Source organism: Microcystis sp. 0824 (assembly GCF_003112475.1).
GTDB classification, from domain to species: Bacteria; Cyanobacteriota; Cyanobacteriia; order Cyanobacteriales; family Microcystaceae; genus Microcystis; species Microcystis aeruginosa_C.
This window is the reverse complement of the sequence record NZ_BDSM01000008.1, coordinates 19,738-32,499: the sequence shown is the minus strand read 5'-3', so window position 1 is coordinate 32,499 and position 12,762 is coordinate 19,738. Positions and strand designations below refer to the sequence as shown.

The 12,762-nt window shown below is 43.1% G+C and carries 10 protein-coding genes; 4 read left to right on the top strand and 6 right to left on the bottom strand.

Going from position 1 to position 12,762, the window contains the following annotated elements; all coding sequences use genetic code 11:
• Positions 1–12: 12 nt before the first annotated feature.
• Positions 13–1,377: a DUF1822 family protein gene (locus N0824_RS03645; protein WP_108935749.1), complete on the bottom strand. Its 1,365-nt coding sequence runs from the start codon at positions 1,375–1,377 to the stop codon at positions 13–15.
• Positions 1,378–1,399: 22 nt separating this feature from the next.
• Positions 1,400–2,542: a sigma-70 family RNA polymerase sigma factor gene (locus tag N0824_RS03640; RefSeq protein WP_108935748.1), complete on the bottom strand. Its 1,143-nt coding sequence runs from the start codon at positions 2,540–2,542 to the stop codon at positions 1,400–1,402.
• A 244-nt stretch (positions 2,543–2,786) separates the two neighbouring features.
• On the opposite strand from N0824_RS03640, the gene N0824_RS03635 reads away from it, so the two are divergent.
• From N0824_RS03635 to N0824_RS03625, 3 genes are all read left to right on the top strand, one after another.
• Positions 2,787–3,881, top strand: a complete 1,095-nt coding sequence (locus tag N0824_RS03635) for an acyl-CoA desaturase (protein WP_108935747.1) — start codon at positions 2,787–2,789, stop codon at positions 3,879–3,881.
• Between the two features lie 182 nt (positions 3,882–4,063).
• A complete protein-coding gene (pgsA, locus tag N0824_RS03630; protein ID WP_108935746.1) occupies positions 4,064–4,579 on the top strand; it encodes a CDP-diacylglycerol--glycerol-3-phosphate 3-phosphatidyltransferase in 516 nt (171 codons plus the stop codon).
• A gap of 155 nt (positions 4,580–4,734) precedes the next feature.
• Entirely contained in the window at positions 4,735–6,087 is a 1,353-nt protein-coding gene (locus tag N0824_RS03625) for a calcium-binding protein (protein WP_108935745.1), read from the top strand.
• Positions 6,088–6,283: 196 nt separating this feature from the next.
• Here N0824_RS03625 and N0824_RS03620 read toward each other — a convergent pair whose 3' ends face one another.
• The 4 genes from N0824_RS03620 to N0824_RS03605 all read right to left on the bottom strand — a co-directional run bounded on the left by N0824_RS03620 (position 6,284) and on the right by N0824_RS03605 (position 12,006).
• Complete coding sequence (locus N0824_RS03620) at positions 6,284–8,536, bottom strand: PBP1A family penicillin-binding protein (protein ID WP_108935744.1); 2,253 nt, start codon at positions 8,534–8,536, stop codon at positions 6,284–6,286.
• Positions 8,537–8,634: 98 nt separating this feature from the next.
• The gene (gene ilvN, locus N0824_RS03615) at positions 8,635–9,159 is read right to left on the bottom strand and encodes an acetolactate synthase small subunit (protein ID WP_046661561.1); all 525 of its coding nucleotides are present in this window, start codon (positions 9,157–9,159) and stop codon (positions 8,635–8,637) included.
• Positions 9,160–9,320: 161 nt separating this feature from the next.
• Entirely contained in the window at positions 9,321–10,940 is a 1,620-nt protein-coding gene (locus N0824_RS03610; protein ID WP_108935743.1) for an ABC transporter substrate-binding protein, read from the bottom strand.
• A 526-nt stretch (positions 10,941–11,466) separates the two neighbouring features.
• Positions 11,467–12,006: a pentapeptide repeat-containing protein gene (locus N0824_RS03605; protein WP_108935742.1), complete on the bottom strand. Its 540-nt coding sequence runs from the start codon at positions 12,004–12,006 to the stop codon at positions 11,467–11,469.
• Positions 12,007–12,075: 69 nt separating this feature from the next.
• Between N0824_RS03605 and N0824_RS03600 the strand changes: the two genes are divergently transcribed.
• Positions 12,076–12,693, top strand: coding sequence for a DedA family protein (locus N0824_RS03600; RefSeq protein WP_004161440.1), 618 nt, complete (start codon positions 12,076–12,078; stop codon positions 12,691–12,693).
• Positions 12,694–12,762: the final 69 nt, after the last annotated feature.

Here is a 12,762-nt window from a genome sequence, read left to right as displayed (position 1 = left end):
CTGCTATCTCTATTAAATACTAAACTGTTCGGTAATGCTACTATCCCCTAAACTTAGGTTAACATTAAAGTGATCGTCGGTATCAGCTAGAAAATAAAGTTGCAGATAGCTATCTAAGGGTTTCTCCCTTGCTATTGCCTCTAAACTGGGGATTAATTGGCCTATTTCATCGCTAATTTGCAAAGATAAACCGGGGGGTAGCTTGGCAAAATTGTCCATGGCATAGGCACGAATTAAGACAGCAATTCTCTGGTCACTGGTCGATAAAACTCCCACCATTAAAGCAATTTTATAACCCATTAATTGACTACCCACATCGAGCATTTTACGGATAGCAGCATTGGGATAATGAGGATCGATATTCCAGAGATATTCGGCCGCTTGCCAGCGAATAGTTTCATCTTGGGTTTGATGTTGTAGTTTTGCTAAAGCTTCCTCTGGGGTTAAATGTTCCGAAAATTCCACCTCTTTTTGACTAGCATACAGTTGTCTAATTTCTCGCTGAATATCTGTCGGAGATTCTCGGCTGCTGATTTTTTCGGCAGCCAACAAAAAACCCGGATTAATTGGACGATAACTGTCGATAGTGTTGAGGATTTCCTGCCATTTCTCTGTAATAATTCCCTGCAACCATTGACTAAGTTTAGTGGTGATTATTTCTAGACGCTGCTGATAAATTTGTTCTCGCCATTGCTGATTATTCAACAAAGCTAACCACTGCTGACAACTAACATCTAATCTCGGAGAATAGGGTGAAGCTTGAGCTAACTTTTTAATTAAATTTTCTGCTGTTGCTGGCGATAAATTTGCTAAAGATTCCAGCTTTCCTTTTTCACTCTCTCCCTCTAAACAACTCTGCCAAAGAATATCTAAATCATCAATTATTTGCTCACTATCTAAATAATATTGATGGTAAATTGAATCGTATTCTGCGAGATTTTTAACATCTTTTCTAGATATAAAACCCCAGATATTGAGGAATTTTTCTGCTAAATCTACCTGCACCGCTAGATAAAAATCCGCCGCTAAATCGGGAATATCAACCCATTCTTGCTCTATTGTTAATCCCTCAATGTCAATCGCTTGACTGGGAATAGCAGTAACCTTTTTGTCTTTAATTTGCCAAGTAAACCCGTTAATAAATTCCCAAAGATACTGATGGTTTTTAGGTGTTATTTGAAGGGAACAATCAAAATTATCTTTTAGCCAATTGCTTAGGCATATTTGCACTAAGTAATTAATCAAAGCCTGATTTTTGGCGGTTTGATTAGAGTATTGACCGAGAATCGATCGAGCTTGTTTAATCTCTGTTTCCGAAAAAGTTAGCCAAAGGGATTTCGGGTTAATTTGTTGCAAAATATCGAGGTTGACTTTCATGGTATCTCCTAACAGATTAGATTTAAGTTAAGTAGGACTGACAAAAATATTCTAGATAAGCATCGATCTCTTGTTTTTGCCGAGATTTTAATTTAATCTCATTTAACAACTTAGGACAATCTTTGCCTTCCCTTGCACAGAGTAGCTGATAAATTTTTTTACATAATTGGGTTATTTCTCGACTAATAGTAGATGAATGGACTCCCAATCGATTAGCAATCTGTGTTTGCGTCATCTTTTGATGATAGTAACAATATACAATCTGTTTAACTTCCTCCTCAAGAGTGATTAATAACTTATTAATATCTTCCTGGATTTCTTGTTGTTGTAGTAAGTCTTGACTTGACTTTTTGCTGGGGAGATTTTCCCAAAAGTAATTGCTATTATGGTCATAATTAGTAGGCTCAAATTTAGAGTAAGAAGGATCGATATGATTACGCATTATCTCCCCTATTTGATTCAGTTTTGCCTGCACTTCCTCAATGGTGAGAATAACTTGCGGTTGTAACTGCCGTAGGCGATCAATTACCTGTTGCCAATCCTCCTCTTGCCACTTATCCAATGATCGAAAAGAAGCTTTTTTTACCTCTCGAAAACAGTTAAATATTAGCAGATAATTCTCGTTAAAGATACCTGATGTTCGTAAAACTTTTTGAATTTTATTCGCACTAAAAAGACTGACTATACCGAGATTAGTCCTGCCGATAGTTTTATACTCTCCTCGCAGGAAATTATAGAGAGTATTTCTTAATTTTTTATCTGTCCATTTTTCTAAGATTAAGCGAAAAAATCCCGGTTTGGTCTTTTGCTCCTGAAAATTACCGTAAAAATTGCTAGGATTATTGATAATTGCTGTGGCCAGCAAATTCAGCAAATAGTAGAATAGGGTTTCATAATCAGCATCGATCCGATGGCCAACATTTTGATAGACCCTTTGCGTTACCATACAGGAGCGATATTGTAAAAAAACCATCCAATGGGACTTGACTAATTGGTTATTAGGATCATTCTGTAACAATTGCCACAGATCAAGATACACCGCTTCGTCATTTGCCACCTTTCCAGCGATCGCATTAATCGATCTTCTTAATTGTGGCACTTCGTACCAGAAAACTCGATCGCCTTCAATGGTCTTAATAGTAGTATAAAAGTACCTAACGCTCATCTCTATCACCGGCTACAGGTATCTGCTATCTGATTAGGTAAAAACCGAGGATTTTCTGCAAGAGTAGCAAAGAAATTGAGCGATTGCCTTGCCAAGCGCACCTCTTTCTCTGACAATAGATGAGAGACTGATGAGAAACTATCAGTTATAGTGAGACAGCCTTAGCAAACCAGCAAAAGACTCATAAATTCACTCTGAGCTGCTACAAATTGCCGTCATACCAACTTCTAGGACAAAAATAGGAATGCGAGTAACTTTTACCGAAAATCAGGGTTTTAGAAAGGAATTGAATAAACGGGTTGATGCTTATTTTACCGAAAACGGCATCCCCACCAGAGATAATTCTGCCATGTACGTGAAGACGATCACGATTTTAACTTGGGTAATTGCCGCTTGGCTTTTTGTGCTTTTTGGTCCGGATATCTGGTGGCTAAAAATTATCGGTTGTCTGGTTTTAGGAGCGGGATTAGCAGGGATTGGTTTTAGCATTGGTCATGATGCCAACCATGGCGGCTATTCTAGTAAAAAATGGGTTAATTCTCTCCTTGGTCTGACCTACGATTATATCATTGGTACTTCCAGTTATCTCTGGCGTTTTCGTCATAATTATCTCCATCATACCTACACCAATGTTTTGGGGTACGATGTGGAAATTCACGGCGATGGTGTGGTGCGAATGACTCCCCATGCCGAGCATAAATGGTATCATCGTTATCAACATTTATTTATCCCGATTCTCTACGCTATAATTCCTATCTATTGGTCATTTTCCGATGTGCGCTCCATCCTCTTTCGTCATCGTTTTGGCGAAATTAAAATCCCCAATCCTAAACCGATCGATCTATTCGTTTTATTGAGCGGGAAAGTTGTTTATCTCTTTTGGTTTATTGGCATTCCTCTCTTAGTTGGTTATAGTCCCCTAGAAATAGCGATCGGTTTTCTCATTGCTTTTATGACCTATGGATTGCTTGCCTGTCATGTATTTATGTTAGCTCACGTTTTGGAACCTGCCGAATTTATTCAACCCTCGGAAACCAACCAAATCGAAGACGAATGGGCAATTTTTCAAGTGCGAACTACCGTAGATTTTGCTCCTAAAAATATCTTTTTAAATTGGTATTTGGGGGGATTAAATTATCAAGTAGTTCACCATCTTTTTCCGCAAATTTGTCATATTCACTACCCCAAAATTGCCCCAATTTTAGCGGGAGTTTGCCAAGAATTTGGCGTTAATTATGCCGTTTATCCCACCTTCTGGGGGGCTTTAGCTTATAATTATCGTTGGCTCAGAAAATTAGGCAATAAACAGAGTAATTTCGATCTCAAATTAGCCAGCTAAAATCAGTTATCAGTTATCAGTTATCAGTTATCAGATATAAGTTTTAAGTTAATTAGTTAGTTAGTTATCTTTATCTTTATACCTGTTTACTGTTTACTGATCACTATTTACTGGTCACTGATTACTGATTACTGTTTACTGTTTACTGGACGGCTACGCCGTGCCTTTGGCAACACTGAAAAATGAACCTACCCAACTCGATTACCCTATCGCGACTCTTGGGACTGCCATTGATATTATACTGGTTGCACCAAGGCACAGACATCGATCGCTGGTTAAGTTTAATTATCTTTCTGATTGCTGCCAGCACCGATTGGCTCGATGGTTATCTAGCGCGAAAATTGAATCAAATCACCGAATTAGGTAAATTTCTCGATCCTTTGGTCGATAAATTGCTGGTTCTCGCTCCCCTCTTGGCTCTCATTGAAATGGATTTAATTGCTGCTTGGGGAGTCTTTTTGATTCTTGCCCGCGAATTAGCGATCGCTGGTTGGCGAATTAATCCCAATTTAACGGGAAATAGCGACATAAAAGGGGCTAATTGGTGGGGAAAAAGCAAAACAGTCAGCCAGATTATCGCTATCGCTCTCTTAATTGCTCCCTTGCCCTCTGAATACAATTTGATTGCTCAGTTCGCTTTTTGGCTATCGGTGACATTAACTTTAATTTCTGGTGTGATTTATGTCACACAAAATTGATAAAAACTTGACAAAATGTAAAATAACGAACATTAGCAATAATTTGCGGAAACAAATCGAGAAAAAGGGGTTGCATTTTTTTTTCTTGGTATATAATGGTCGGGAGAAAGATTGTCAAAATCTTCGAGTGCAAACATACCATTTAAAGAAAAACTATGTCCACCCCAATCATCACTATCACTGCTTTGCCTCTCAACACTGGTCTTACTTTCACTGCTGGTGAACACGAGTCAGTTAATTCCCTATTGGAAAACACTCCTAATATCTCTGTTTCTATCCAGACTACGACCAGTGCCAGTGGATATAATCTCACTTCCATGGGCGTTATTCCAGGCGGTACGTTTTGGAGATTACGCAACGGAACGGGCACTACTGCCAACGGAACCTTTTCCGCCTACAAGTCAAGCCTACCCTTTTCTACGCCGGTTACTCTGCTGGCAAATACCGATACCTATATTTCATCTCCTATTGCATCTACTCCAACTAATCCCGCCGCCACTCATATACTAGAAATCGGCACTACCAAAATCCCAAAAGCCGCCAGTCAGTCCACAACTACGGTAGGAATATCCACTTCTGGCCAACGCTATAATATCACAGGTAGCACTTTCGCCGATAACATAGCTGGCGGCGAACTAGAAGATACCCTATTTGGCGGAGACGGATCTGATACCCTAAGAGGTAACCAAGGAAACGATAGCCTACTTGGTGCTAGCGAAAATGATAGCCTACTTGGTGGCGACGGACTCGATACCCTACTTGGTCACGACGGATTAGATACCCTACTTGGTGAGGGCGGAAACGATAGCCTAGATGGTGGCGACGGAAACGATAGCCTAGATGGTGGCACGGAAAACGATACCCTAATCGGTGGACTCGGGAACGATACCCTACTTGGTATCAGTGGCAACGATAGCCTAGATGGTGGCGACGGGAACGATAGCCTCAATGGTGGCACGCAAAACGATACCCTAATTGGTGGAATCGGGAACGATAGCCTAATCGGTGGCACGGAAAACGATAGCCTAGATGGTGGCACGGGAACCGATACCCTAGATGGTGGTTCGGGAATCGATACCCTACTTGGTGGCGACGGAAACGATAGCCTAACTGGTGTTGCGGGAACCGATAGCCTAGTTGGTGGAGACGGAGACGATATCCTAAATGGTGGCTTGGATGCCGATACCCTAACTGGTGGCGCTGGTGTTGACCGTTTTCTTTACACTGCTTCCAGTCACGGTAATGACCTCATCACCGATTTTGACGTCGCTGTCGATTTCATCCGAGTTTCTAGCGCTGGTTTCGGTGGTGGACTGACTACCGTTGGCGGTACTTTGAGTCCTACCCTATTCGGGACAACTGAAGGCGGTGGTGTCAGATTTATCTATAGTGGCGGTGTTTTATCGTTTGACTCAGCCCCTGCTACTAATGGTACTACTCTGACTACAATCGCAACCCTTACTGGTTCGCCGCTCCTAACTGCAGCCAGTATTGAGGTTGTTGCCTAATCTATCCCTGTCCGTCCCCTGCGGTGGGTTGGGCAGTTGTGGATTTTTAGTGTAAAATCAGGCTACCAGAAATAATCTCTGCGGGTGTGTTAGCTAGAGCTAGGACACCCTTATTACTTTAATGGTGAGGTGGGAAGTCTCTGGTTTGAGGGAACTCTGGAACAGGCAACGGGAACAGTAGCTAGTCCTATTGGGATTAGTTTTGTGTAGTGATTAACTGACGGTGATAATCGCCCCATAACTTGGCTGCCTGTTGACTACTGCCGGAAGTGGGGGAATTGTTATCATTCCCTAACCAAATGCCCGTCACCCAGTGGCGACGGGGAAGATAACCGATAAACCAGAGATCCACATAATTATTAGTAGTTCCCGTTTTACCCGCTTCTCCCATGCCAATACTGGCAGCGCCTCCTGTACCATTGGTTATCACCCCCCGCAATAAGCTATTCATCGTCTCGGCGGTTTTAGGGGAGATTACCTGCTGATTTCTCTCGCTATCGTCGCCATAGTCATAAATAACCCGACAGGTACTCAAATCCTCCACATTTTCACAGTCGGAAGCGTCGAGAATGCGTTTAATGGCGTGGGGACGATTCCAGCGCCCACCGTGGTCAAAAACCCCATAAGCGCCGGTCATTTCCAAGACATTTACCTCGCTTTGCCCTAAAATTAGCCCCGGTACAGGATTTAAAGGTGATTTCACCCCCAAACGTTCCGCCACATTGACCACATTACTTAATCCTGCCTCGCGAGCAATGCGAAGGGCAACGCTATTTTCCGATTGCGCTAAACCTTGAAACATATTGACTCCCCCGCTACTGCGTTCACAGGGAGAATAGGACTGTCCTTGCCAAGAAAGTCCAGCGCAGGTATAGGTTTTATAGGGCGATATTCCCTTTTCTAAGGCGGCAGCATAAGCAAATACCTTAAAAGTGGAACCGGGTTGACGTTTAGCTTGGATAGCGCGGTTAAATTGGCTTTTTTGATAATCAACTCCCCCGACTAAAGCGAGAATTTCCCCGGTTTGACTGTTTAGGGTAACTAAAGCCCCTTGGGAGTATCGATAGCGGGGTCCTTGGTTTAAGACATTATTTTTTAAGCTTTTTTCTGCGATCGCTTGCAGCCGGCGGTCTAAACTGGTTTCAACGATAAAATTGCCTTCTTTCGCCACTTCTTCCCCTAAAAGGTCCCGTAATTCCTCGAAAACGTAACTATAAAAATATGGTGCAATCGTACTAGATAGGGATTTTTTGGCTTGGGGACTGATTTCAATGCGGGATCTGCGGGCGCTGGCCGCCGCTTCCGGGGAAATCATGCCTAATTGGGCCATGCGATCGATGACACGATTGCGATATTGTACGGAAGTGTCGTAATCTTGAATGGGATTGAATAGATTCGGGGCGGGTAACATAGCCACAAGGGTGGCAGCCTCGGAGATATCTAAATCTCTAGCGGATTTATCGAAATAAAAGCGGGCCGCATCTTCAAAACCGTAACCGGCCAAACCGAGATAAACTCGATTGAGATAGGTTTTGAGAATTTCATCCTTACTATACACCGCTTCTAATTGTAGGGCGACCACAGCCTCCCGGAGTTTGCGATCGGCAGTATTTTGGCGACCGACTTCGGGGAATAAACTACGCGCTAACTGTTGAGTTAGGGTACTGGCCCCTTGACGAATGCCTTGACCTTGCCAATTAATCATAACAGCCCGGACAATCCCCAAAGGATCGATGCCAAAATGCCAGTAAAACCGACTATCTTCGGAAGCGACAACCGCCTTGGGCAAATAGGGAGAAAAATCGCCCAGATTATCTAATTCTCGGTGAGTTTCCTGTCGAATGGGATTGAGGGGAGTTTGACCATCCCTAGCATAAACCACCACCGGACCGCTCACCCCGGAAGGGAGTGGATAAACATTAACTCTACGACTTTCCCAGATAATCCCTAGAACTAATAAACCGAAAATACCACCCGCACCATAGAAACCATAGCGCAAAAGTCGCGCCCACAGGGGAGGGGGACAATAATAGGAAATGGTGACACAATTGGCTAAGTCTGGGGGGGCCAGGGTAAAAGTATCACCATGACGCAGGGAAACGCTTTTCAGACGACGTTTACCCATATAAACCCCGTTAGTGGAGTTTTCATCTGTGAGCAGGAAATTATGGGGATTTTTCGGGTCACGCTGTAGGGAACAATGAATCTGACTCACCACGCTATTACGGATAGTAATATCACAGGAACTGGAACTACGACCTAACAAATAGCGATCGCCAATGAGGGGATATTTGCTTTCCCCGCTGCCATTCTCGTTTTTAAGGCGTAATTCAGGAACTCTCGCCCCTTTTTTGAGATTTACCGCCTGAAAATTCACCTTTCCTTGCAATTTCTGCACGGCAACGGTGACAAGTTGACTAATTTGGGTTTTTGGCGACTGGTTAGACATAGTTTTTATCAGCTTCTGAAGGCAATAGGCAAGTGGGGAAGTGGGGAATTGCAACTAAAACCCTAACACCCCATCCCCCTAATTCACACCCAATATCCCTAAATTGACATTTTAGCCTCTAAAGCTTTCAGGTATTCCGTATTGACTCCCGACTCGCGAATCAGAGCAATTTTACCGGTACGCGCCACCTCGCGAATGCCAAATTTATTCAGCATTTGCATAATCGCCACCATTTTACCCGGATCCCCCACCACTTCGATGGTCAGGGTTTCCTCAGAAATATCCACAATCCGGGCCCGGAATACCTGCGCTAATTCGATTACTTCGGCCCGGCGCTCGGCGGTAGCATTAACTTTAATCAGCATTAATTCCCTTTCCACACAAGGGGTTTGGGTGATATCCTGCACCTTGAGGACGTTAATTAATTTGTAAAGTTGTTTGGTTAACTGTTCGATGCTGTTCTCGTCCCCCGGTACTACCATCGTAATCCGAGAAACTCCCATCTGTTCGGCAGGACCGACGGCTAGACTTTCAATATTAAAGCCGCGACGGGCGAATAATCCAGCAATACGGGTTAAAACTCCCGCTTCATCTTCAACTAATACGGATAATGTATGTTTCATGGCGATTTATCTACACAACCTATATTTAACCATTGTAAGACAGGAGGCAAGGCCAGAACAGCTTGTTTTCACCTCACGACGACAAGAAATTTTAACAGATAAAACCCCCCCAGCAGCAGGGCGAGCCGGGGAGCAAAAGCTGACGGCTAACTCATAATTAATTATCGGGATTTTTTGGCGATTGTCCAGAAGGGAAAAGTTTGACTGGGATTGATGATAACTCCCGTGATGCCATGGCGAGCAAAAGCATATTCTTTGGTTTGCCAAAGGGGAATATAGGGAACTTCATCGGCGAGAATTTCTTGAATTTTGCCAAAGATTTGCTTTCTTTTGGCTGGGTTACTTTCCTGACGGGATTGGGCGATTAATTGATTCATTTCTTGACTATAAAAAAATGATCCTTGACTTTGTGATCCTCCCTCTTGGCAGCCAGTTTCTGGGGAACCTTTAGCACAATCTAAAAAGGGATAAATATAGTTATCTGCATCCAAAAAATCGGGATACCAATTAGATAGAGCAGTGGTATAAAGTCCCCGGCTAATATTACGGAAAAAGGCCGCTCCTAGGATACTATTGGGTTCAAATTGAATCATATTATCTAAATCCCTTTTCGCTAGAGCTTTCATCACTGCCGCCACGCTGCTGGAAGTGATCGATCCCGAGGAGTGCCAAACTTCTACAATTGCAGGGTTTTCTGGACTATAACCGGCGGTTTTTAGTAATTGTTTGGCTTGCTCTATGTTATGATTGCCATAGCGCTCTTTAAACACCGGTTGTGACTCGGAAAAAGTAGTAGGAATCAGACTAAAAAGAGGGATGCCTTGACCTTGTAAAATGCGATCATTAAGTAAATCTCGATCAACTAGAGAAGCAATTGCTTGTCGCACTAAAATATTATCGGTGGGTTCACTTTTGAGATTGACGCTCATAAAGTTAATTGCTGCCCCAGAAGATTCGATCGCTTGCCATTTTCCCTGGGCTGCTTCTGTGCGTAATTTTCTCACTTGAGGAGGGAGTAAAGATTGATAGGCAATATCCACCGCACCCGTCTGAAAACCGTTAAATAAATTGGCAGGATTCGAGAGATAAATTTGCACATTAACTCCCTTATTTTTGGCTGGTTCTCCCCAATAGCGATCGAAGGGTTCTAAACTAAAAGAATCGCTAGTAACTGCCTTTAAGCGATAATGTCCTGTGCCGATAAATTCTTCGGGTTTAAATTTACCCTCGCCAATTTGATAAAATTTGGGTGAAACCGCACAGGCTCCGGGATAAGCTAAAAGAGCAGGAAAAGCGGCAAAAGGTCTGGTTAATTTAATAGTAATTTCGTCTTCTTTGCTGGCGGTAATTTTATCAATTGTATCCTGGAGAAGAAAGGAAGGTTCACCACCATTTTTGATAAATCTTTCTAGGGAAAACTTCATCGCCTCTGCGTTAAAAACCGTGCCATCATGAAAGATAACTCCTCGACGTACTGGGATAGTATAAGTCAAACCATCGGGGCTAATTTGGGGCAATTCCGTGGCAAGGAGAGGCTTTAAATTAGTGGTTCCTTCGGCGTAGGTGTAGAGAGTTTCACCGAGATTATAAATAATAAAAAGTCCCGCTAACTCATAACTATCAGCAGGATCGATCGAGCGTGGTTTTAGGGTTGTCCCAATTATTAGGCGATCGCTATTCCCCTGGGGTAAATTGGAATTAGTGGACTGACAGCCCACGATCAGAAGAAGACAGAGGCAAAATAAACTTAAATAGCGGTAAAGTTGGCGTAAAGATCTCATCGATGGGGATTAACGGCAGCTAGGTATCGATCGATCCTATCATTTTTGTGCATAATCTTTTCTTCTAGGTTCCCTGAAGGAAGTAGGTTAATTGCTTAATTGGTCGGGTAAAATTATTCAATAGCCGGACTGATTACCCCGACAATTAAATTAAATTTTCTGGTGGAGGATGGCAAAAACTTGATAAATTTAGCCAAGAAAAAGACCCAGGGCAGCAAAGGGGTTAAATGGTTCAGAATAGCTGGAGCTATGGAGGCCGATAAACAGGGAAATGGTCAAGATTTTTCAATCTAGAGCAGGTGACAGCAACTGATTAGAAACTCATCTTCTTTTATAAACCTCTTGCATAATTAATTTTTTCAGAGTTCAAAAACGGCATAAATGAGGATTAAATGGCATAAAGTCTATAAATAGACCATTTAACTGATTATTGTTCATTCTTAATTCTCCTGACTCCTGACTACTGGCTATTGACTCCCAACCCTAACAACAATTTTTGATTTTTACAAGAGGTCTTATCAGCCATTTAGGTTAATCCTGTCCCCTCTAAACAAGCTCGATCGAAAATTGCCCCCGTGGTTACTGCCGAGGCTAAACTAGCACAAAGAAGATTGGCATCAGTAAAATTTGTTCCGCGTAAAATCGCCCCGAAAAAAATTGCTTCCTCTAAATCGGTGGCCGATAGATCTGCCCCGGACAGATTAGCGCTAGTAAAATCCGCGTGGGTTAAAATCGCCCCGACAAAACTCACTCCCCGGCCATCGACACCGCGAAAATCCGCCCCGGACAGATCTAGATGATTAAAAACCGCCCCGGCTAAAAAAGCACCGGCCAAACTTGCCCCAGTCACGATCGCATCGAGGAGAATTGCCCCGCGTAAATCGGCATTACGAAAATCTGCTCCCCTTAAATTTGCCCCCGTCAGGTCAGCACCGCGCAAATTTGCCCGTAAATTCGCCCCAGCTAGGTCTGCACCCGCTAAATCAGCCCCTGACAAGTTCATGCCCGCCAAATCTTTTATCTCACCCTGACGAATTGCTAATAAATCAATACTGGGAAAAGTCATGTTCAGCCACGGTTAAATACTGTAAAAATATCTTAGAATATTCGTAAACCTTTGTTAAGAAAGCGCTCCATGTCCCTAGAGCTATTATCCCTAGAAAATATTGAAGAAATCGCCCACCAATACGGATACTGGGCAGTATTTATCGGCATCACCCTGGAAAATATGGGGATTCCCATCCCGGGAGAAACCATCACCATTGTCGGCGGCTTCCTTGCCGGTAGCGGTGATTTAAACTATTGGTTAGTTTTAGTCAGCGCAATTACAGGAGCAGTTTTAGGCGATAATTTTGGCTATTGGCTCGGTCGCGCTGGAGGTTGGCCGTTTTTGTTAAAAGTTGGCAAATTCTTTCGGATTCCGCCTCAAAAACTAGAATTAGCCAAGGATCAATTTAGTAAAAATGCACCCCGGGCGGTCTTTTTCGGTCGTTTCGTGGCTTTGTTAAGAATCTTTGCCGGTCCCATGGCGGGAATTGCCCGAATGCCCTACGGTCGCTTTTTCCTCTGTAATCTCGGTGGAGCGACGGTGTGGGCGACGATTATGGTGACATTATCTTTCTTTTTAGGCCGTTTGTTCCCCTTGCACCAGTTAGTTAGTTCTATGGCTCGTTTTGGTATCTTGGCTTTAATTATCGTCCTAGCCTGGACAATTATTCACCCCATCCTTGAGTCACGGAAAAAGGTGGCTTAAGTCCGTCATTTCAGTTATCAGTTATCAGCTTTTGAAGGCAAGAGGCAAAAGACAGAATCTGACAATTCT

Coding starts and splice junctions, on each gene's coding strand:
- N0824_RS03645 (WP_108935749.1), bottom strand. CDS start 1,377: ATGAAAGTCAACCTCGATATTTTGCAACAAATTAACCCGAAATCCCTT.
- pgsA (WP_108935746.1), top strand. CDS start 4,064: ATGAACCTACCCAACTCGATTACCCTATCGCGACTCTTGGGACTGCCA.
- N0824_RS03625 (WP_108935745.1), top strand. CDS start 4,735: ATGTCCACCCCAATCATCACTATCACTGCTTTGCCTCTCAACACTGGT.
- N0824_RS03600 (WP_004161440.1), top strand. CDS start 12,076: ATGTCCCTAGAGCTATTATCCCTAGAAAATATTGAAGAAATCGCCCAC.
- ilvN (WP_046661561.1), bottom strand. CDS start 9,159: ATGAAACATACATTATCCGTATTAGTTGAAGATGAAGCGGGAGTTTTA.
- N0824_RS03605 (WP_108935742.1), bottom strand. CDS start 12,006: ATGACTTTTCCCAGTATTGATTTATTAGCAATTCGTCAGGGTGAGATA.
- N0824_RS03640 (WP_108935748.1), bottom strand. CDS start 2,542: ATGAGCGTTAGGTACTTTTATACTACTATTAAGACCATTGAAGGCGAT.
- N0824_RS03635 (WP_108935747.1), top strand. CDS start 2,787: ATGCGAGTAACTTTTACCGAAAATCAGGGTTTTAGAAAGGAATTGAAT.
- N0824_RS03610 (WP_108935743.1), bottom strand. CDS start 10,940: ATGAGATCTTTACGCCAACTTTACCGCTATTTAAGTTTATTTTGCCTC.
- N0824_RS03620 (WP_108935744.1), bottom strand. CDS start 8,536: ATGTCTAACCAGTCGCCAAAAACCCAAATTAGTCAACTTGTCACCGTT.